Origin of the sequence: Salinimonas lutimaris (assembly GCF_005222225.1) — a bacterium.
GTDB lineage: Bacteria > Pseudomonadota > Gammaproteobacteria > Enterobacterales > Alteromonadaceae > Alteromonas > Alteromonas lutimaris.
Genome location: NZ_CP036536.1, coordinates 2301075 through 2323283 on the forward strand (window position 1 = coordinate 2301075; position 22209 = coordinate 2323283).

20 protein-coding genes and 1 tRNA gene are annotated in these 22209 nt (G+C 49.8%); 13 read left to right on the plus strand and 8 right to left on the minus strand.

The window, feature by feature from the left end:
• Positions 1-293 precede the first annotated feature (293 nt).
• The 7 genes from EZV72_RS09950 to rlmE all read right to left on the minus strand — a co-directional run bounded on the left by EZV72_RS09950 (position 294) and on the right by rlmE (position 6644).
• Positions 294-378: transfer RNA gene (locus EZV72_RS09950), tRNA-Leu, on the minus strand.
• 7 nt (positions 379-385) lie between these two features.
• Entirely contained in the window at positions 386-793 is a 408-nt protein-coding gene (gene secG / locus EZV72_RS09955) for a preprotein translocase subunit SecG (protein WP_137167106.1), read from the minus strand.
• A gap of 10 nt (positions 794-803) precedes the next feature.
• Entirely contained in the window at positions 804-1544 is a 741-nt protein-coding gene (gene tpiA, locus EZV72_RS09960; RefSeq protein ID WP_137167107.1) for a triose-phosphate isomerase, read from the minus strand.
• Between the two features lie 96 nt (positions 1545-1640).
• Positions 1641-2984: a phosphoglucosamine mutase gene (gene glmM / locus EZV72_RS09965; protein ID WP_137167108.1), complete on the minus strand. Its 1344-nt coding sequence runs from the start codon at positions 2982-2984 to the stop codon at positions 1641-1643.
• A 15-nt stretch (positions 2985-2999) separates the two neighbouring features.
• Entirely contained in the window at positions 3000-3830 is an 831-nt protein-coding gene (gene folP, locus EZV72_RS09970; RefSeq protein ID WP_137167109.1) for a dihydropteroate synthase, read from the minus strand.
• 98 nt (positions 3831-3928) lie between these two features.
• Entirely contained in the window at positions 3929-5878 is a 1950-nt protein-coding gene (gene ftsH / locus EZV72_RS09975; protein WP_137167110.1) for an ATP-dependent zinc metalloprotease FtsH, read from the minus strand.
• Between the two features lie 136 nt (positions 5879-6014).
• A complete protein-coding gene (rlmE, locus tag EZV72_RS09980) occupies positions 6015-6644 on the minus strand; it encodes a 23S rRNA (uridine(2552)-2'-O)-methyltransferase RlmE (RefSeq protein WP_137167111.1) in 630 nt (209 codons plus the stop codon).
• A 92-nt stretch (positions 6645-6736) separates the two neighbouring features.
• Between rlmE and yhbY the strand changes: the two genes are divergently transcribed.
• Both yhbY and EZV72_RS09990 read left to right on the plus strand, forming a co-directional pair.
• A complete protein-coding gene (gene yhbY, locus EZV72_RS09985; protein ID WP_137167112.1) occupies positions 6737-7030 on the plus strand; it encodes a ribosome assembly RNA-binding protein YhbY in 294 nt (97 codons plus the stop codon).
• Positions 7031-7122: 92 nt separating this feature from the next.
• Positions 7123-7899, plus strand: coding sequence for a 3-hydroxyacyl-CoA dehydrogenase (locus EZV72_RS09990; protein WP_137167113.1), 777 nt, complete (start codon positions 7123-7125; stop codon positions 7897-7899).
• Positions 7900-7943: 44 nt separating this feature from the next.
• Here EZV72_RS09990 and EZV72_RS09995 read toward each other — a convergent pair whose 3' ends face one another.
• Positions 7944-10352: a Lon protease family protein gene (locus tag EZV72_RS09995; RefSeq protein ID WP_232364403.1), complete on the minus strand. Its 2409-nt coding sequence runs from the start codon at positions 10350-10352 to the stop codon at positions 7944-7946.
• Between the two features lie 106 nt (positions 10353-10458).
• Here EZV72_RS09995 and EZV72_RS10000 point away from each other — a divergent pair, with 106 nt between their 5' ends.
• The 11 genes from EZV72_RS10000 to EZV72_RS10050 all read left to right on the plus strand — a co-directional run bounded on the left by EZV72_RS10000 (position 10459) and on the right by EZV72_RS10050 (position 22160).
• A complete protein-coding gene (locus EZV72_RS10000; protein WP_137167114.1) occupies positions 10459-10983 on the plus strand; it encodes an SRPBCC domain-containing protein in 525 nt (174 codons plus the stop codon).
• A gap of 147 nt (positions 10984-11130) precedes the next feature.
• Complete coding sequence (leuS, locus tag EZV72_RS10005; RefSeq protein WP_137167115.1) at positions 11131-13734, plus strand: leucine--tRNA ligase; 2604 nt, start codon at positions 11131-11133, stop codon at positions 13732-13734.
• Entirely contained in the window at positions 13734-14243 is a 510-nt protein-coding gene (locus EZV72_RS10010; RefSeq protein ID WP_137167116.1) for an LPS-assembly lipoprotein LptE, read from the plus strand. The genes leuS and EZV72_RS10010 overlap by 1 nt, the downstream gene beginning before the upstream one ends.
• A 5-nt stretch (positions 14244-14248) precedes the next feature.
• Positions 14249-15271, plus strand: coding sequence for a DNA polymerase III subunit delta (holA, locus tag EZV72_RS10015; protein ID WP_137167117.1), 1023 nt, complete (start codon positions 14249-14251; stop codon positions 15269-15271).
• Entirely contained in the window at positions 15271-15945 is a 675-nt protein-coding gene (nadD, locus tag EZV72_RS10020) for a nicotinate (nicotinamide) nucleotide adenylyltransferase (RefSeq protein WP_137167118.1), read from the plus strand. Before holA ends, nadD begins: the two co-directional genes overlap by 1 nt.
• A complete protein-coding gene (gene rsfS / locus EZV72_RS10025; protein WP_408640813.1) occupies positions 15938-16288 on the plus strand; it encodes a ribosome silencing factor in 351 nt (116 codons plus the stop codon). The genes nadD and rsfS overlap by 8 nt, the downstream gene beginning before the upstream one ends.
• A 66-nt stretch (positions 16289-16354) precedes the next feature.
• Positions 16355-16825 (plus strand): 23S rRNA (pseudouridine(1915)-N(3))-methyltransferase RlmH, encoded by a 471-nt coding sequence (rlmH, locus tag EZV72_RS10030; protein WP_137167120.1) that lies wholly within the window; start codon positions 16355-16357, stop codon positions 16823-16825.
• A gap of 6 nt (positions 16826-16831) precedes the next feature.
• Entirely contained in the window at positions 16832-18736 is a 1905-nt protein-coding gene (gene mrdA, locus EZV72_RS10035) for a penicillin-binding protein 2 (protein WP_137167121.1), read from the plus strand.
• Positions 18733-19851, plus strand: a complete 1119-nt coding sequence (gene rodA, locus EZV72_RS10040; protein ID WP_137167122.1) for a rod shape-determining protein RodA — start codon at positions 18733-18735, stop codon at positions 19849-19851. The genes mrdA and rodA overlap by 4 nt, the downstream gene beginning before the upstream one ends.
• Positions 19848-20759 (plus strand): septal ring lytic transglycosylase RlpA family protein, encoded by a 912-nt coding sequence (locus EZV72_RS10045; RefSeq protein WP_137167123.1) that lies wholly within the window; start codon positions 19848-19850, stop codon positions 20757-20759. The genes rodA and EZV72_RS10045 overlap by 4 nt, the downstream gene beginning before the upstream one ends.
• Before the next feature lie 273 nt (positions 20760-21032).
• On the plus strand, positions 21033-22160 hold the full coding sequence (locus EZV72_RS10050; RefSeq protein WP_232364565.1) for a D-alanyl-D-alanine carboxypeptidase family protein: 1128 nt from the start codon (positions 21033-21035) through the stop codon (positions 22158-22160).
• Positions 22161-22209: the final 49 nt, after the last annotated feature.

Consider the following 22209-nt stretch of genomic DNA (forward strand, 5'->3'; position numbering starts at 1 on the left):
TAGATCATTTATGAACGTGAACAATTCAAACACTCATGCTTTAAGCTGAATGATGCACGGACCTGCCCCATATAAAAAATTATCAAGCTTTTTGTCCTGCAAAACAGGTTTTTGCGGTATTGATTAACGCTACTTAGCTTTAAAGCAGGTAATGTTACACATCAATATGCGTGAGACAGGCTTTCACTTAAATATAAGAAGATAAGTGTCTGTCTATAGGTAAGAAAACCAACAGATATGGTTCGAAGCAAAAAGTAAAAATAAAAAAACCGGCATTAAGCCGGTTTTAGTATTGGTGCGGAAAGCGGGACTTGAACCCGCACGGCCGAAGCCACCACCCCCTCAAGATGGCGTGTCTACCAATTCCACCACTTCCGCGAGAAACTTAGTTTGGTGTATCACCTGCAGACTTGTCGTCTGAGCCAGGGATATCAGAGTTAGCTGGCGCAGACTGCTGAGCAGGAACATCACCTGCTGGTGCAACGTCGTCAGATGCTGGTGCAGATTGCTGCGAGCTGGCTGGAGCAGATAAATCATTCCAGTCATCACCCTGGCTTTCACGATTTGCACTCAGATTGCCCAGAACCAGGCTAATCAGGAAAAACAGTGTGGCCAGAATTGCTGTAGTACGAGTCATGAAATTGCCTGAACCGCCCGAACCAAATACGGTGTTCGAACCGCCAGCACCAAATGACGCGCCCATGTCAGCGCCCTTACCCTGTTGTAGCAGGACAAATCCTACCAGAACCAGAGCAACAATCAGATACGCTACTAAAAGCACTTCGTAAATCATAACTTCCTCGTCAAATTGCCGCTTGGCAAATTGCAATAAAATCTTCTGTTTTCAGGCTGGCACCGCCAATCAGACCGCCGTCGATATCGGGCTGAGCAAAAAGTTCAGCCGCATTGTCGGCTTTTACGCTGCCGCCATACAGAATCCGTAATTTGTCTGCCATTTCAGCATCAACATCACGTAAATAACCGCGAATAAACTGATGCACATCCTGCGCCTGTTCAGGAGAGGCTGTTTTGCCTGTACCGATAGCCCAGATTGGCTCATAAGCGATAACACACTTAGCCAGCTCTGCCGGTGAGAATTCTCCAACCAAAGCGCCTAACTGCTTACCTACAAATTCGTTAACATCGCCCGCCTCACGTACACTTAGCGACTCGCCCACACAAATAATGGGGGTCAGGCCTGCATTCAGTGTTTTACGCGCTTTCGCCGCTACATTTAAATCACTTTCGTTGTGATCTTCGCGACGCTCAGAATGGCCAACAATAACATATTCTGCCCCCAGTTCAGATAACATATCCGTAGATACATCACCGGTATGCGCGCCATTGTCTAAATGACTGACATCCTGGGCACCGAGACGGAAGGTCTGGGCGGCAAACATCGATAAATACCCAACTGGTGGGCAAACTACGACCTCAACACCATTAAATGATTCGCTGTTAAGCGCATTAGAAAATTGCTCAACCAGAGAACGGTTACCGTTCATTTTCCAGTTACCAGCGACGAATGGAGTTCTTGTTGCCATATGCTTCGACCTTACCCTGTCTCTAAAGCGGGCGTGATATTAACGATTCCCGCTACATTATACAAGCAGAAAAATAAATTAACGGCGACAATTCAATTAATTGGCCACTTTACGCACAACTTCGGCGATCTTTTCTGCATACTCTATGGAAGCCTTCTCTTCCTGACACTCAACCATAACCCGAATCAGGGGTTCAGTGCCACTCTTGCGCAGCAGAATCCGGCCGGTTTTGCCCAGCGCCTGCTCAGCATCGAGTTTAGCCTGCTCAACATCCGGGTGGTCCAGCGGATTACCTGCACTGGCGTCATAACGGATATTAATCAGTTGCTGCGGGTATTTATCAAAACCGCCACTAAGCTCATGCAGATTCATATTGGCCCGTAACATGGCAGTGAGTACCTGCAGGCCAGCCACAATACCATCACCGGTAGAAGCAATATTCAGATTCAGTACATGACCTGAGTTTTCGCCGCCAATAGCCCAGCCTTTTTGCTGCAACAACTCCATGACATAGCGGTCACCTACTTTACTGCGGGCAAACGGAATCCCCAGTTTAGCCAGGCCATTTTCCATGCCCAGATTGGTCATCAGAGTGCCAACGACCCCACCATTCAGGCGGCCACTTTTGAGCGCTTCACGAGCGATAATATAAATAATCTGATCACCGTCCAGCACATTACCCAGATGGTCAACCATCATGATTCGGTCGCCATCACCGTCCAGCGCAAAGCCCAGATCAGCGTTGTGCTCTTTGACCGCCGCTACGGTAGCATGCATTGAAGTTGCACCGACTTTATCGTTGATGTTTAGGCCGTTAGGTGAAGTGCCCACTTCCACCACATCTGCTCCCAGCTCAGCCAGAACATTGGGGGCGATATGATAAGTAGCACCATGGGCGCAGTCGACCACGATTTTCAGACCTTTCAGAGACAAATCTGATGGGAATGAACCTTTACAGAATTCAATATAGCGACCGGCAGCATCGTTGATACGAGTGGCTTTGCCCAGCTTGTCAGATGCCACACACTCCATGGGCTTGTCCATCATCGCTTCAATAGCAAGCTCAATATCATCGTCGAGCTTAAACCCATCGGCAGAGAAAAACTTGATGCCGTTATCATAATACGGGTTATGTGATGCACTGATAACAATCCCGGCCTCAGAGCGGAATGTTTTAGTCAGATAGGCTATTGCCGGAGTTGGCATTGGCCCCAGCAGGCCACTGTTAATGCCAGCAGCAGCCAAACCTGCTTCCAGGGCAGATTCAAGCATGTAGCCAGAAATCCGCGTATCTTTACCAATTAATACTTTATTGGTTCCACGGCCGCCCAGCACTTTACCCGCTGCCCAGCCTAGTTTTGTTACAAATTCCGGGTTAATGGCGCTTTGACCTACTTTTCCCCGAATACCATCGGTACCAAAATACTTACGTTCTGACACGGTGGTCTCCTTTATTTATTTTTTTACTGCCAGATACTGACGGACAATTTTGACAACATCCACGGTTTCAGCAACATCATGCACACGAATGATGTTGGCACCAGCCTGAGCGGCCAGTGTTGCCAGGGCCAGACTACCAGCCAGGCGTTCGTGAACGTTATTGTTCAGTACATTACCAATCATAGATTTACGGGACATCCCCACCAGAACCGGGTGCCCTAATGCCTGAATATCGGCAAGTTGCGCCAACAGCTGATAATTATGCTCAACTGTTTTGCCAAAGCCATAGCCAGGATCAACAATTATGTTGTTTTTATCGATACCTGCGTCTACACAGGCGGTAATACGGTGCCGCAAAAAGTCGTTTACCTCATCCACTACATTAGCGTAATCAGGGACATTTTGCTGCATGGTTTGTGGCTGTCCACGCATGTGCATCAAACACACCGGCACATTCGCTTTCGCAGCGGCGGCAAGGGCGTCAGGCTCCTGCAATGCTCGCACATCGTTGATTAAGCCCGCGCCGGCGGCTACCGCCTCTCTAATGACCTGCGCTTTGCTGGTATCCACTGAAATTGCCACATCAAATCGCTGACGTACCGCTTCTACTGCGGGTATGACCCGATGCAGCTCTTCCTCCACCGCGACTTCCGGCGCGCCTGGCCGGGTTGACTCCCCGCCAATGTCAATAAAAGTGGCACCGGCTTTAACCATCTGGGCTGCGTGTTCGATAACCTGTGTCAGCGAGTGATGCTGACCACCATCTGAAAAGGAGTCTGGTGTCACATTCAAAATGCCCATTACCTGGGGCAACTGAATGTCGACAGTATGCTGATTAAACTTCATAGCATTGAATATCTTATTGGGTGGGACTAATACCTGAAACAGAACATTTCAGATCGTTAACAATAAAAAAAACGCCAGCTTAAGCTGGCGTTTTTTATTTAGCTTGGCAGGTCGCCGGGCTTACCTACTGATGGCTTATCAACGCCATCACTGGTAATTTCACCTTCTCTGGAAGGTTTGCCGCCACTAGGCTTGTCGCCATCTTTTGGCGTGCGGTCTTCCCAGTCAGACGGTGGACGAACGTCGGTACGATTCATCAGATCATCAATTTGTTTCGCATCAATAGTTTCGTACTTCATCAGTGCGTCACGCATTGAGTGCAGAATGTCGATGTTGTCTTCCAGAATCTTGTAGGCGCGATCATAGTTGTTATCAATAATCGCCTTGATTTCAGCATCAATGGCCCGGGCTGTATCATCAGACATGCTCGATGCCTTCGACATAGATTTACCCAAGAATACTTCGCCTTCTTCCTCAGCGTAAAGCATTGGTCCCATTTTGCTAGACAGACCCCATTGAGTGACCATCTTACGGGCAATATCAGTGGCCCGCTCAATATCGTTTGACGCCCCTGTAGTTACCTTATCGTCACCATAGATGATCTGTTCAGCAATACGACCACCAAACAAGCTTGAAATCATACTTTCAAGATGCTGTTTAGAGTGACTCACACGATCCTGCTCTGGCAAATACATGGTCACACCCAACGCACGACCACGCGGAATAATCGACACTTTATAAACCGGATCATGCTCTGGAACCAGGCGACCAACAATAGCGTGGCCGGCTTCATGATAAGCGGTCATAGATTTTTCATCTTCCGACATCACCATCGACTTGCGCTCAGCGCCCATCATGATTTTATCTTTTGCCTTGTCGAACTCTTCCATCGATACCAGACGCTTGTTAGCACGGGCTGCGAACAGAGCTGCTTCGTTAACCAGGTTAGCTAAATCAGCACCTGAGAAGCCAGGCGTACCACGGGCAATCACAGCAGGTTCAACGTTATCGCCAATAGGCACCTTACGCATGTGCACTTTAAGGATATGCTCACGACCACGGATGTCCGGCAGGCCAACGACTACCTGGCGGTCAAAACGACCAGGACGCAGAAGTGCAGGATCCAGTACGTCAGGACGGTTAGTGGCTGCAATTACAATAATGCCTTCATGACCTTCAAAACCATCCATTTCAACCAGCATCTGGTTCAGGGTTTGCTCACGCTCGTCGTGACCACCACCCAGACCGGCGCCACGCTGACGACCGACAGCATCGATTTCATCGATAAAGATGATGCAAGGCGCTGATTTTTTCGCCTGCTCGAACATGTCACGAACCCGGGATGCACCCACCCCTACGAACATCTCAACAAAATCTGAACCAGAGATAGTAAAGAACGGCACTTTAGCTTCACCGGCAATGGCTTTTGCCAACAATGTTTTACCGGTACCCGGTGGGCCTACCATCAGTACGCCTTTAGGGATTTTACCACCCAGCTTCTGGAATTTTGACGGATCACGCAGGAAATCGACCAGCTCAGAAACATCTTCTTTAGCTTCGTCACAACCAGCCACATCAGCAAATGTCGTTTTAATCTGATCTTCGCCCAGCAAACGTGCCTTACTCTTACCGAAAGACATCGCGCCACGGCCACCGCCGCCCTGCATCTGGCGCATGAAGAAAATCCACACGGCGATCAGAAGTAGCATTGGGAACCAGGAAATGAAAATTGACGTTAGAATTGAAGGTTTCTCAGGCGGCTCGCCATAGATGCGAACGTCCTTGGCAGCAAGATCAGAAACCAGTTTATCGTCAAAGTAAGGAATATAAGTGACAAAAGTTTCGCCGGACCGTTTGGTACCGCGAATCTCCCGTGATTCACTGTCTATTTTTACTTCACGGATATTGCCCTGATTAGCTTCTTTCAGGAATGTGGTGTAATCAGTCTGTGCCCGTGTTGATTCACCCGGAGAAAAACTCTGGAAAACCGACATCAGAACCACAGCGATAACTAACCATAAAATTAAGTTTTTTGCCATATCGCTCAATGCTACTAACCTCTAAAAAAAACCGGATTAAGGAGAAAGACCGGATACTCACAGCATAGCAACCTAATGCCTGAACGCCACCTTAATCTTTCTTAAACCGGACGAATTTGTTCCTATTTCGCTATTTGCTAGCCTACTACATTTTGTAGCCGCAAGCCACCAGATAGACTTCCCGCGAACGCGCCCGCGATGAATCGGGCTTTCGGGTTTTAACAACAGTAAATGTTTGTTTTAGCTGTTTAAGATATTCATCAAACCCTTCGCCCTGGAAAACTTTTATTACAAAATCTCCACCGGGCTTGAGTACCTGATGACACATATCCAGCGCCAAATCACACAAATACATAGACTGGGCCTGATCGACCGCATTATTGCCAGATAAATTTGGTGCCATATCTGACAATATAACTTCTACGTTGCGACCTCCGATTCTGTTCAACAGCGCATCTAACACTGCATCTTCGCGAAAATCGCCTTTAAGAAAATCAACGCCGGCAATCGGATCCATATCCAGAATGTCACAGGCAATGACCTGACCGTTATCGCCGGTCAGCTTGGTGGCAAGCTGCGACCAGCCGCCCGGAGCAGCCCCCAGGTCGACCACTGTCATCCCCGGTTTGATTAATTTATCTTTTTCCTGAATCTCTTCCAGTTTAAAGATTGCCCGGGACCGAAACCCTTGTTTCTGAGCCTGTTGGACATAATGATCATCAAAATGTTCTTTCAACCAGCGTTTACTGCTCGCGGTATGCTTCTTTTTTGTCATTGTGTCACTTTGTCATTGGGAATGTGGTGAAGATGGCGTTAGAATATGCCTTTTCAAGATCTAAACGCTAATTAATTAAAGAAATTCGAGTAATGAAACTTTCCAATAAACAAAAGCAATTTCTCAAAGGCCTGGCCCATTCATTAAAACCGGTTGTACAACTGGGCGGCAATGGACTAACCGAAGGAGTTGTTGCTGAAATCGACAACGCGCTAAACCACCATGAACTGATCAAAGTGAAGGTACCTACCGACGACAGAGAAGAAAAAACCCTGATCATTGATGCCATTGTACGTGAAACAGAGGCAGTCAAAGTTCAGGTGATCGGCCACACGCTGATTATCTATCGCCCTTCTGAAGAGCGTAAAATTCAGTTGCCAAAATAAATCAACCTGACTGGTTACCACAGCGTTAAAAAATAGTTATTTTTTTGAAATGCGCGTAGTATCGTTGCTATGTTGCACTATGAAGAATAACGATGGAATTGAAAAACTTAACTGCTGTTGTAACTGGTGGCTGCTCTGGTCTGGGACATGCCACCGCGGTTGCCCTGCGGGCCGCAGGGGCTAATGTTGCCCTGCTGGACCTGAATCATGAACAAGGCGTCCAGCGCGTCGCCGAACTGGATGAACAGCACACTCTGTTTTGCCAGGTTGATGTTCGTGATGAGGGCAATATTGAGCAAGCACTGAATCAGGTCACAGAGCGCTTTGGTGCTATTCACCTTTGTGTAAACTGCGCCGGTATTGCACCGGCTTCCCGCACCCTTGACCGTGATGGCCAGCCCGCGCCATTATCCGGTTTTCAAAAAACCATTGATATTAACCTTGTCGGTACTTTTAACGTGGCTCGTCTGGTAGCGGCTAAAATGGCTGCGCAACCACCACTGAATGATGCCGGGGAACGCGGGGTCATTATTAACACGGCTTCTATTGCCGGCTATGAGGGTCAAATCGGACAAACCGCCTACGCTGCCAGTAAGGGTGGGATCATCGCTTTAACCTTGCCAATGGCCCGGGATCTGGCGCCGCTGGGGATCAGGGTAAATACCATTGCACCGGGTGTGATGGGTACGCCCTTGCTGCTGGCTATGCCAGATAAAGTTCAGGATGCCCTGTCTGCCAATGTTCCCTACCCTAAACGGCTGGGCTTACCCGAAGAATTTGCCAGCCTGGTCTGTCATATCAGCCAGAACACTTATATAAACGGGGAAACGATTCGTCTGGATGGCGCTTTGCGCATGCCACCGAAATAATTCCGCGCAAAAAAGCCCGGCTTATAGCTTAAGCCGGGCTTTTTTTATTCTTCACCGCCATTAACAATCAGTGAAATATTATACAACCGGTTTACCGCATGGTAATTAATGCTGTTTTTCGGATAACGCCCCCGGGCCGACAGCACACCAGGCTCTTTTTCCATTAACAAACCAAGCGCCTCATCCACTGTAGCGACGGTGTAAATATGAAATTTTCCTCGTTTCACGGCATCAATTACGGTTTTATCCAACACCAGATTCACCGCATTGGACTTTGGAATTACCACCCCCTGTTCGCCGGTCAGTCCCCGATGCTGGCATAAATCAAAAAAACCTTCGATTTTCTCATTTACACCACCTACAGCCTGTACCTCACCATACTGGTTTATCGATCCGGTAATGGCCAGACTCTGATTGGCCGGTAAATCGGTCAGCGCCGAAATCAGGGCAACCAGCTCACCGAGTGACGCACTGTCCCCGTCGATATGACCATAGGACTGCTCCAGCGCAATATTGGCTGACAGCGTCAGCGGAAAATGCTGGGCATATTTATTACCCAGATAACCGGTCAGCAGCATCACCCCTTTCGAGTGAATGGACTGTCCCAGTTCCACTTCCCGCTCAATATCCACTACACCATTAGAGCCGGCATAAACCGTTGAGGTAATTCTGGCGGGCGTGCCAAATGCGGTATCTCCAATATCCAGTACGGTCAGGCCATTGACCTTCCCCACCGCATGGCCCTGAGTATCAATCAGCACATGGCCTTCTTTTATATCATCAAGTAATGACTGACTAACCCGCCCGGTGCGACGTTTTTTAGCCTGCAATGCAGTTTCAATATGGGTATTTTCAAGCTCCGCAGTGCCGGCCCGCTGACTATAAAAGGCCGCTTCATTTACCAGCTCCAGAATCTCTGCAATATGGGCAGATAACTTGTCCCGATGCTCTGCCATACGCAATGAATACTGGACCAGACGCACCATGGCCCCGGAACTGATCTGGTTCAGGCCAATGGATGCGGCGTGCTGGCGCACCTTGCCCACAAAATCAAATAAAGCCTGACGGGTGACCGGAATATCGTGGTCAAAATCCACTAACACCCGAAATAGCTCCTCAAACTCGTCATCATAATCCTGCAAGGTGTAGTACAGGTCCCGTGAGCCAAGCAGCACCACCTTAACATTCAGCTCCATCGGCTGCGGATTCAGGGTGATGGCATTCACCATACCAAAGTCCTGCTGTGGTAAGTCCATTTTCAACACACCGGATTTAATCGCCAGTTTCAGGGTTTCCCATACATATGGCTGCTCCACCACCTGATCCACATCCAATAGCAGATAACCGCCGTTGGCTTTATGCAGGGCTCCGGCCCGAATCATCCTGAAATTGGTAAATACACTGCCATGAACATTGGTGTACTCAATTTTGCCAAACAGGTTCTGATAAGTCGGATTGGGCTCATAAACAATCGGGGCACCGGCGTCATACTGATGAGAAACCAGAATATTGGGCAGATAGGTTTCTTCAAGGTATGCGCGGCGATCAAGCTCATCCGGTTTATCTTCCCGGGCTTCTTCTACCAGCAGCGACACGATCGTGTCGGTCAGATGAGTACGCAGTTTGCGCAAATACTTCAATATCACCAGATTGCCCGAGTAATCGTGCTCCAGCCTTTTCAGTAACGGGCGAATTCCGTTTTCCGCAGTTTCACGGTCCAGCTTACTCAGTTTTTCGGCATTTTCGCGTTTCCACACCGGCAAACTCAGCAAACTTTCGCTCAGACGATTTTCCAGCTCATCAACCAGATCATAGTAATATTTGCGCTCGCTGTCAGCCAGCCCGGCAAACTGCGTTTCATTAATGGGCTTGCCCTCAACCATCGGGGCAAACGAGATATTACCGCCTTCTTCAAGCATCGCCACCTGATTAGCATTAGCATAGCGCTCTACGCTATCCAGCGCTTCATCGTAACGCTGGTCATACTCGCGGTTAATGGCGGCTTTACGGCGCTGGTAGCCAGGGTTGTCGAACGCGGCCGGAAAGGTCGCCAGCAAATCATTAATCAGGCTTTGCATTACTTTATGAAACTGGCGGGCCTCGCCGGCCGGTAAACGTAACAGCACCGGTTCTCGCTCATCTTCCAGGTTCGCGATATAACACCAGTCATCCGGCGACGGCAAAGTCGCCGCAGCCCGTTCAATATGGTCCTGAACCAGTGTAAACCGGCCCGTGGCGGCCTCACCCATCACATACAGGTTATAGCCTTTGGCACGAATGGCCAGGCCAAAATCCAGCGCTTCACGAGCGCGCTCCTGGCCAATAAAGGTCGCATTTAAAGCCGCATCGTCTTTCAGGGCCTGCGTGATCATGCGCTTATTAATTCGCGGCGCTAACTGCTCAGAGTTCAGCTTCAACGGGTTTACTGCATCGGTCATAGTTTTGATTATCATCACTTTTGCTTAAGTGAAACGTGAATTTCAGACCCTGTCAATCAACCTGTCTTGCAGTCTGGCAAAAAGGCGCTTAATCTGCACAAAAAACCATCGGTAATTAAATATGAAACCTGCTTCGCTATTTTTTCCTCTGTTACTGGGCGCTGCAGTCCCCGCTGCTCACGCTCATGTGGATGCGGTTGGCAGCCAGGGCTTTGTGCTGACCAATACGGCGGTAACTACCGTCAGTGCACCTCAGCTATGGGAATATCTGGTAAATGATGTGGATCAATGGTGGCCTGAGGATCACACCTGGTGGGAAGGCACCTTATCGATTGACCCGCAGGCCGGCGGCTGTTTCTGTGAAAAAAACGACAGCAACGAAGCGCTGCATATGCAGGTCAGCTACGTACAGCCACCGTTTTTACTGCGGATGACCGGCGGGCTTGGTCCGTTACAGCAGCTGGGCCTGCAAGGTACTTTGAACTGGCAGATAACGCCGGCAGAGGATGGCAGCCATATTAGTTTGTCATACCATGTTTCCGGCTTTTACCCGCAGGGATTTGAGAAACTGGCTAACATCGTGGATCAGGTCCAGGCCGGTCAGTTACAGGCACTGGCCACTTATGCCGACCGTCAGCAACAGTAGTGCCGTACCCGGTTAACTGAACTGGTTACAAAAGCGGCACTAAAACACCAAAATACCGCGCTGCTATTGTGGCAACCTAGGCCGCTGGGGTATTCTATGCGGCTTAATTATATCTACACACGAATTCAACGCGGAAGCCTTATTTTCATGGCCGAAAAACAGTATAACCCTAAAGAGATCGAGCAGCAGGTTCAGCAATACTGGGCACAAAACCAGTCATTCAAAGCAACTGAGAATCCCGACCAGGAAAAATTTTACTGTCTGTCGATGTTCCCTTATCCCAGTGGCCGTTTGCATATGGGTCACGTACGTAATTACACCATTGGTGATGTAATCAGTCGTTTTCAGCGGATGCAGGGCAAAAATGTACTTCAGCCAATGGGCTGGGATGCGTTTGGTCTGCCGGCTGAAAATGCGGCAATTAACAATAAAACCGCGCCAGCCAAGTGGACTTACTCCAATATCGAGTACATGAAAGGTCAGCTTAAATCGCTGGGCTTTGGCTACGACTGGGATCGTGAAGTAGCTACCTGTAAGCCAGATTACTATCGCTGGGAACAGTGGTTTTTCACCCGCCTGTACGAAAAAGGTCTGGTATACAAGAAAAATTCTACGGTTAACTGGGACCCTGTTGATCAGACCGTGCTAGCTAACGAGCAGGTTATCGACGGTCGCGGCTGGCGCTCTGGCGCGCTGGTTGAACAAAAAGAAATTCCTCAGTGGTTTATCAAGATTACCGATTATGCAGAAGAACTGCTCAGCGATCTGGAAAAGCTGGAAGAATGGCCGGATCAGGTTCGGGCGATGCAGGCAAACTGGATTGGTCGCTCTGAAGGGGTTGAAATTGATTTTGCCCTGCAGGACGAAAATGGCGAGTCAGGTGCGCTGTCGGTATACACCACCCGCCCGGACACCTTGTATGGTGTAACCTACGTGGGCATTGCTGCACAACATCCGCTGGCAGAACAAGCCGCGCGCAATAATCCGGAGCTGGCAGCATTTATTGAAGAATGCAAAAACACCAAGGTCGCCGAGGCAGAACTGGCCACCATGGAGAAAAAAGGCTGTGCGACCGGTTTATACGCCGTACATCCGCTGACCGGTGAAACTGTACCGGTATGGGCGGCTAATTTTGTGCTGATGGATTATGGCTCTGGCGCCGTCATGGCGGTACCGGGCCACGATCAGCGCGACTGGGAATTTGCCACTAAATATGACCTGCCCATCAAACAAGTGATTACACCGGCTGATGGTGCTCAGGATGACTGCGATCTGAGCCAGGCGGCGTACACCGAAAAAGGCCTGCTGGTAAACTCTGCTGAGTTTGACGGTCTGTCCTCGGCTGAAGCATTTGATAAAATTGCAGCACAACTGGAAGAACAGGGTAAAGGCAGTAAAAAAGTTAATTACCGTCTGCGCGACTGGGGCGTGAGCCGTCAGCGCTACTGGGGTACGCCGATTCCGATGCTGAATCTGGAAAATGGCGAGTCTGTACCTGTTCCGGCCGATCAGTTACCCGTCACCCTGCCTGAAGATGTAGAGATGGATGGGGTTACCTCGCCAATCAAAGCGGATCCAGAGTGGGCAAAAACCACGTACAACGGCCAGCCTGCCCTGCGTGAAACCGATACCTTCGACACCTTTATGGAATCATCATGGTATTACGCCCGTTATGCCTGTGCTCAAAACCATGAGGCCATGCTGGACCCGGCTCAGGCAAATCACTGGTTACCGGTCGATCAGTACGTGGGTGGTATTGAACATGCTATCCTGCACCTGTTGTATTCACGTTTTTTCCACAAATTGCTGCGTGATGAAGGTCTGGTCGAATCTGACGAGCCGTTTAAACGTTTGCTGTGTCAGGGTATGGTACTGGCTGATTCTTATTACACTGAAGATGCAGCAGGTAAAAAGACCTGGCACGCTCCGCTGGATGTCAGCACCGAAAAAGATGATAAAGGCCGTATCGTTAAAGCCTGGCTGACTGAGTCTGGTGAGCCTGTAATACACGGCGGTATGACCAAAATGTCGAAGTCGAAAAATAATGGCATCGACCCGCAGCAGGTTATCGATCAGTACGGCGCCGATACTGTGCGTTTATTTACGATGTTCGCTGCGCCGCCAGAGCAAACGCTGGAATGGGTAGACTCAGGCGTTGAGGGAGCGAACCGCTTCCTGCGCAGAATCTGGAAACTGGTACATGATCATCTTGACGCTGGCACTGCCGGTACACTGGATGTGGCCAGCCTGTCTAAAGCACAAAAAGATCTGCGTCGTGATGTGCATAAAACCATCGAAAAAGTGTCCGACGATCTGGGCCGTCGCCAGACCTTCAACACTGCGGTTGCTGCGGTGATGGAACTGCTGAACAGCTTGCAAAAAGCACCGCAGGACAGTGATACCGATCGTGCGATCATGCGTGAAGCGGTTGAGGCTGTGCTGAAGCTGCTAAACCCTATCACGCCTCACGTATGTCATGAGTTATGGCAGGCACTGGGTCACACCACAGACATTGAGTTTGCGGGCTGGCCACAGGCTGACAAAGATGCGCTGGTAGAAGATGAAAAACTGATCATCGTTCAGGTTAACGGCAAACTGCGGGCTAAAATTACCCTCAGTGCATCAGCGTCTAAAGAGGAAGTCGAAGCCGAGGCAATGGCACAGGCAAACGTTATTCAGTTTATCGAAGGCAAAACAGTCCGCAAGGTCATTGTGGTGCCGGGTAAACTGGTCAACATTGTGGCGAACTAATGAAAAAGCACGTTTTACTTGCTGTTGCACTGCTGACCGGTCTGCTGATGGCAGGCTGCGGCTTTCACTTGCGCGGGTCACAGGCACTGCCACCGAATATTGAGTCGGTGGCAGTGACGGCAGTAAAGCCCCATGCATTATTAGAACGGGCGCTGAACGAGCGGCTGGATGTTTACCAGATCAATCGTGTAGCCCTGTCCCAGCTGACCGGGAATAATGACACCGCCATTATTCAGCTCATGCCTGAGACCCTGGAGCGCCGGCTGTTGTCGGTGTTCTCCACCGGTCAGGTGGCAGAATATGAACTGATTTATGGGGTGACTTATCAGGTGACCTTCCCGGATCATGAACCGATTCGCGGTTATTTTGAAATTTTGCGTGATTATCAGGATGATCCCGATCAGGTGCTGGCTAAGTCCAGAGAACTTGATTTGGTTGTAGGTGAGATGCGTAATGAAGCCGCAGACCGGATTATCCGGCAGCTGGCCCGACAGGCCAGTGAACTGTAATACCCATGCAGGTTTACCCGAATAAATTTGATGCAGAACTCAGGCAGGGCCTCAAGCCCTGCTATTTGCTGTTTGGCGATGAGCCACAGCAAAAGTTTTCAATGGTCAACGCACTACGCGCCAGGGCAAAAAAGAACGGGTTTGATGAGCGCACCGTACTGGTCGCCGACAAAGACTTCAACTGGAATCAGTTATACGAAGTCACCCAGAGCATGTCTTTATTTTCTAATGCTCAGCTGGTCGAGCTGGAGTTACCCTCAGGTAAACCTGGCACCGAAGGCAGTAAAGCATTACAGGAAATAGCACCTTTACTGGGGCCTGATACCCTGTTACTGGTTCACGGTCCCAAAATTGGCAAAGATATTCAAAAAGCCAAATGGTTTAAAGCACTGGATGCCATCGGTGTTTTTTCTATTTGCTATCCTCTTGAGGGAAAACAGCTTCATAGCTGGATTGGCCAAACCCTCAAAGCGTTTGACTTACACGCTGACCAAAGCTGCGTGCAACTGATTGCCGATTTTACCGAAGGTAATATGATGGCGGCATATCAGGAGATGGAAAAGCTCGCGCTGGTTTATGCCGGGCAAACCATCGACCGTGCGCAAATGGAAAGTATCATTGTTGATCAATCACGCTTTACCGTATTTCAGATGGTGGATGTGATGCTCAGCGGGGATCAGCAGCGCTGTATCAAAATGCTCTACCGGCTGGAAAGTGAAGGCATTGAGCCTACTATTGTGGTCTGGGCGCTCGCCCGGGAGTGGCAGCTGCTATGGAAACTGAAAAAACAACTGAGTCGGGGCGAACAGATACAGTGGCAGCGTCACGGTATCTGGCGTAATCGCCAGCCGGCTTATCAGGCCGCGCTGAACCGCTTATCCTTACCCCAGCTTGAACAGATTCGCGATCAGGTACGTGATGCCGATATTGCGTTTAAACAAAACCAGATTATTCGCCCTTATGTTAAACTGGCGCATCTGTGCTTGTTATTCACCGGGGTTCCCCTGGCAATGGAATTAGGAGCCTGATGGTGCCGGTCACCTGTTTGTTTGGCGGCACGTTTAATCCGCCACATCAGGGCCATATTGGCGCAGCGCTCCATACCCTGAGTGAACTGGGGTTTGACCGGCTGGGGTTGATGCCATGCAAAATACCCCCACATAAGAGCACCGCGGGCATCAGTGAACATCATCGGGTTGAAATGGTCAAACGGGTATGTGAGGTTGACTCCCGGCTGTACCCTGAACTTGTTGAGCTGTCGTTGCCCGAACCTTCCTACACCGTAAAAACCTTGCAGGCCATTCGCCAGCAACAGGCTGACGAGCCGTTATGTTTTTTTATGGGCGAGGATTCATGGCAATCACTGACCGCCTGGTTTGAATGGCCTGAATTACTTAAACTTGCGCATCTGGTGGTGATGCGCAGACCCGCTGGGCACCGTTCGCAGACAGCCGCTGAGCCGGTTTTGTCATCCGAACTTACCCGGCTTAAACAGCTGCATCAGGTTGAAAGCCCGATACAGCTGACCACCAGACCGTCAGGTCAGATTTATTTTACTCAGTCGCCGTTGTTTGATGTGTCTTCAACACAGCTTCGACAGGCACTGGCAACACCGGACAACGATTCATCCGCTATTAATGTCGATGATTGGCTGTCCCCAGCAGTCATACACTATATTAGAGAGAAGAGACTTTATGTCTGATACCGTTACTGTTAAAGGAGACCTTTTGGAGAACACCAAACTCAAGCAGTTTGTCGTAGACAAAATTGATGATATGAAAGGCCGCGACATCATTGAAATGGATGTACAAGGCAAATCTAGCATCACCGACACCATGATTATCTGTTCTGGTAACTCAAAGCGCCACGTTATGGCCATTGCAGACAACCTGATGGTTGAAGCAAAGCATGCTGGCCATGCTCCACTGAGTGTGGAAGGTAAAGAAAGCGGCGAATGGGTGCTGGTCGATCTGGGCGAAATTATTGTGCATGTTATGCAGGATGAAACCCGCGACTTTTATCAGCTGGAAAAACTCTGGGCGTAAACGCGTTTAACGGATAGCCAGAGGGTTATCCGGTGTTTTTCGTTACACAGAATCAAAAGGTGAAGTGTGCGTATACAGATAGTGGCGGTAGGCACTAAAATGCCTGCCTGGGTAAGTGCGGGCGTCGATGAGTTCATCCGCCGTTTTCCGTCCGATTTACCGGTAAGTTTTACCGAAATTGCGGCGCAAAAGCGGGGCAAGAATGCAGATATCAAGCGAGTTCTGCACAAGGAAGGCCAGCTGACGATGGCAGCCATCCCCAAAGACAACCGCATTGTGACTCTGGAAGTCACCGGTAAATCGTGGGATACCCCGCAACTGGCTAAACAACTCGACGCCTGGAAAATGGATGGCCGGGATGTCAGTCTGCTAATTGGTGGCCCGGAAGGCCTGGCCCCGGAATGTATTGCTGCGGCTGAGCAAAAATGGTCACTATCTGCCCTTACCCTGCCGCATCCCCTGGTGCGGATTATTGTTGCAGAGAGCCTGTACCGGGCCTGGTCGGTAACGCAAAACCACCCCTATCACAGAGAATAACCGGACATGGCAAGGAAACGTCAGCATATCCGGGACCACAGCGCCGAAGCAAACCTATTTGCGCGCCGCGCACTTATCGCCATGCTTATTGTTATCGGCATGCTGGCGATTGTAGTGAGTAACCTGTACGTATTGCAGGTTAAGCACCACGAAGACTACCAGACCCGCTCTAATGGCAACCGCATCAAAGTGCTCCCTGTTGCGCCGAACCGCGGCCTTATTTTTGACCGTAACGGCATATTACTGGCCGAAAACCGCCCGGTTTTCAGTTTGGAAGTCATTCCTGAACAAATAGATGATTTAAATACCACGCTTGATCGCCTGCAACGCTTGATGGGCATCAGTGATGAAGAGCGTCAGGACTTTATGGACGACCTTAAGGGTCAGCGCCGGTTCAAACCGGTTGCTCTGCGTACTCAGCTAAGCGAAGACGAAGTCGCTCGCTTCTCCGCCCATCAGCACAGATTTCCGGGCGTGTCGATTGAAGCTCGCTTGTCACGCCATTACCCGTATGGCGACACCCTGACACATATGCTGGGCTATGTGGCCAAAATCAATAAAAAAGACATGCAGAAAATATCTGAAGCCGGTGAAGCCGATAACTACGCAGCCACCCATGATATTGGCAAACTGGGTATTGAAAAATACCATGAGGATATTTTGCATGGCGAGGTGGGTTATCAGCAGGTCGAAGTAAACAGTCAGGGCCGGATCATCCGAACCCTGAGCGTGGAGCCGCCGGTGCCGGGTAAAGATATTGTACTGAATATCGATTTACGCCTGCAGCAGGCGGTTCAAAAGACCCTGGAAAGTCAGCGTGGTACGGTGGTGGTCAGCGACCCGAACTCGGGTGGCGTACTGGCGCTGTATTCTAATCCCAGTTACGATCCGAACCTGTTTGTGCATGGTATCAGTAGTAAAAATTACAGTGGCCTGCTTAATTCGCCGGACCGCCCGCTGATTAACCGGGCCACGCAGGGCCAGTATCCGCCCGCCTCCACCATCAAGCCCCATCTGGCACTGGTGGGTCTGGATTCAGGGACCATTGATAAGCAGTACACCATCAACGACACCGGCCGCTACCGCTTGCCGAATGTATCTCATGTCTGGCGCGACTGGCGTAAATGGGGACATGGTAAGGTCAATGTCACCAAGGCAATCGAGGTGTCCTGCGACACCTTTTATTACGACCTGGCCTATAAACTGGGTATAGATAAAATCAACGAAACTATGACTGAATTTGGTTTTGGTGACTACACGGGTATCGATTTGTACGAAGAGTCTGATGGCAATATGCCCAGCCGGGGCTGGAAACGGGCCCGCTTTAATCAGCCCTGGTACATTGGAGATACCATACCGGTGGGCATTGGCCAAAGCTTCTGGACAGCCACACCCATACAGCTGAATCAGTCAGTCAACACCCTGATTAATCACGGTACACGGTATGTGCCGCAATTGCTGCGCGGGTTTATGTATGATGACGGCAGTGTGGCGCTGGAAGCCCCTAAAACCCTGCGCCCGTACCAGGTGCAAAGCGATAAACACTGGGACACGGTGTTAGACGGCATGTGGCATGTGGTGAACGGATCAGAAGGAACCGGACGCAAAGCCTTTGAGGATGCCAACTATGTCTCAGCGGGTAAATCCGGTACCGCCCAGCTGTTTTCTATTGGTCAGAATGAGTCGTATCAGGCCGATAAGGTGGCCGAGCACTTGCGAGACAACGCCATGTATATTGGCTATGCGCCCTATAAGGACCCTCAGGTTAACGTGACCGTGGTGATTGAAAATGCAGGTGGTGGTAGCTCCAATGCCGCGCCGGTTGCCCGTCAGATTATGGATTATTATTTTGAAAATATTTCGGCCAATCCTCCGGCAAACCAGGACACTGACCAGGAGGCTGCACCATGAAACAAAAGAAAACGCAGATACAGAATAAAACCAGTCTGCTGGAACGATTGCATATTGATGGTGTGCTGATGGCCGGTTTGCTGGTGTTAATGGCAGTCGGTCTGGTGACCCTGTACTCCGCATCCGGGCAGGATGTAGGCCAGATTGATCGTCAGCTGGCCCGTCTGGGTGTGGGCACGCTAGTCATGTTTGGTATGGCGCAGGTGCCGCCGATGGCTTACCGCAGACTGTCCACCTACGCCTATATTGCCGGGCTACTAATGCTAATCGCCGTGCTGTTGTTCGGGGATATGGGGAAAGGTGCTCAGCGCTGGCTGGACCTGAAATTTATCCGCTTTCAGCCATCAGAACTGATGAAACTGGCGGTTCCTATGATGGTAGCCTGGTACATCAGTAAATTTACCCTGCCCCCCAAGACTACGCATATTATTACCGGCTTTATTCTGGTGGTTGTACCCACTATTCTGATCGCCAAGCAACCGGATCTGGGCACCTCTCTGCTGGTTGCCAGCTCCGGTATTTTCGCGATTTTTCTGGCCGGTATGAGTTGGCGGCTGATTGCGCTTGTTGCAGGCATGGTCGGTGCATTTTTACCAGTCATGTGGTTCTTTTTAATGAAAGAATATCAAAAGCAGCGGGTACTGACTTTTCTGAATCCGGAAAGCGATCCGCTGGGCTCTGGCTATCATATTATTCAGTCAAAAATTGCCATCGGCTCAGGTGGCCTTGAGGGTAAAGGCTGGTTACATGGCACCCAGTCCCAGCTGGAGTTTTTACCCGAACGACATACCGATTTTATTTTTGCTGTTTTTTCAGAAGAGTTTGGCCTGGCCGGCATTCTGGCCCTGCTGGCAATTTATATTTTTATTATTGGCCGTGGGCTGATGATTGCTAACCGGGCGCAGGACGCCTACAGTAAATTACTGGCCGGCAGCATTACCCTGACCTTTTTTGTTTATGTTTTTGTTAACATGGGCATGGTATCAGGACTGTTACCGGTGGTAGGCGTGCCTTTACCGCTAGTCAGTTATGGTGGCACCTCAATGGTGACTTTGATGGCCGGTTTTGGCATTCTGATGGCCATAGGAACTCAAAAGCGCTTCTTATCACGATGATAAAGCAGATATTTCAGCTGCTCGTAGTCAGCAGCATTATATTACTGACCGCCTGTCAGTCTTCTGGCCGGTATGCTCAGCACCAGGACTCGGCCCCCAACAGCGGCCATGATCAGCTTGATATGCGTGATGTCACGCCCCGCTATGAGCCGTATAAGCCGTTTAACAGCCGGGCTTATGAGGTGCTGGGCAAACGCTATTACCCCATGCAGACCGGCAAAGGTTTTACTCAGGAGGGTTTTGCATCCTGGTATGGTCAGAAATTCCATGGCCATCTGACCTCCAATGGTGAAACCTACAATATGTTCGCCATGACCGCTGCGCACAAAACCCTGCCGCTGCCCAGTTTTGTCCGGGTCACTAACCTGGCTAATGGTCGCAGTGCGGTTGTCAGGGTTAATGACCGCGGGCCATTTCATTCCGACCGCATCATCGATTTGTCCTACGCTGCCGCTATCCGGCTGGGATATCAAAAACACGGCACGGCAAAAGTGCGCCTGGAAGTTATTCATTTTGATGAAAACAATAATGTCACGGTAGGTAACCAGCCCACCGTCAGTTACGCCGAATATGCCGGGCTGACACCACCAACACCCGCACCGGCCACAGAGCCTGAACCGGACATGGCAGTAGTACAGGCATCTCAGCCACAGCCCGATACTCCGGCACCGGCTGAGGTATCGGAAACCTTTATTCAGGTGGCAGCCTTAAGTGACCTGCAACGGGCGCAGTCTGTTTCTGATGTTTTGTCTGCGCTGTATCAGGTTCCGGCTCAGATTCCACTGATAGATAATATCTACAAGCTGCGTTTAGGGCCGCTCAAAGACCGTTTTCAGGTACAAATGCTGTTGGATGAGCTGAAAAATAATGGCTATCCACACGCCTATGCTGTCAGTGAAAATTTATAATATTCTTCTTGTTTAGCCGGTCAGGTAATGAATTCTGGGTAAAATATGGCGCTCATCTGCCTTATTCGTGCCACTGGCGAGGAAATGCTGTTTTTCAAAGCAAAAAGGGTAAACTTTTGCGCCGAAAACTAGTCCTACTGTGGGGCTTACGTTACACTTTCGTTTCTGACCTAGTTAGCAACATCAACACGGTAAAAAATAGTAATCATGCATAATAATATTAATTGCGCTAAATCGTCAGTACGTGCCCGTTTTGCGGCACTGTTTACGCTGATGCTGTCGATATTTTGCATATCGGCCCAGGCCGCTGTCGTCACCCCCCCAGCTCCGGAGGTAAATGCCGAAGGTTTTGTCCTGATGGACTATGACACCGGGCAAATCATCGCTGAGAAAAATGCGGATATGCAGCTTGCACCGGCCAGCCTGACCAAGATGATGACCACCTATGTGATCGGTAAGGAACTGGAAGCCGGCAACATCAGTCTGAATGATGAAGTGACCATTTCTGAAAATGCGTGGGCCAAAAAATTTCCTGATTCTTCAAAAATGTTCATTGAAGTGGGCACCCAGGTCAAAGTGTCTGATTTGCTGCGTGGCATTATTATTCAGTCAGGCAACGACGCCTGTGTGGCTATGGCAGAACATGTGGCCGGCTCTGAAGATGCATTTGCCAGTATGATGAACGCTCATGCCGCTGCACTGGGCATGAATTCATCGCATTTTGTAAACAGCCATGGTCTGCATGATCCTGATCACTACACAACTCCACATGATATGGCGAAGCTGTCCCGCGCTCTGGTGGGCGAAACACCGGAAATTTACAGCATGTATAGCGAAAAAGAATTCGCTTACAACGGCATTAAACAATATAACCGTAACAGTCTGCTATGGGACAAAAGCCTGAATGTTGATGGTATTAAAACCGGTCATACTTCGGATGCCGGCTACAGTCTGATTACCTCTGCCGAACAAGGTGGTATGCGTTTGATTTCAGTTGTTATGGGCACCGACAGCGACCGCGCCCGTAAAACAGAAAACAAAAAGCTGCTGCGTTATGGCTTCCGTTTTTATGAAACAGTCACCCCGTATAAAGCCGGCGAAAGTTTTGTGTCGCACCGCATTTACATGGGCGACCGTGACACGGTGGATTTAGGCATTAACCAGGCCACGCCAATCACCATTCCACGTGGACAGGCAGAAAATCTGGAAGCCAACTTTGAACTGGATAAAAAGCTCGAGGCGCCACTGGAAAAAGGTCAGGTTGTTGGCACCCTGTATATTCAGCTGGACGGCAAAGATGTGGCGAAGTATCCGCTGGTGACCTTACAGGAAGTTAACGAAGGCGGTTTATTTGACCGTGTATACGACTGGGCAATGTTACAGATCGGTTGGGAAGAGTAAACAGTCTCATAAATCCTAACTAAACCTAGTTCTAAGGCGGCCAGATTTG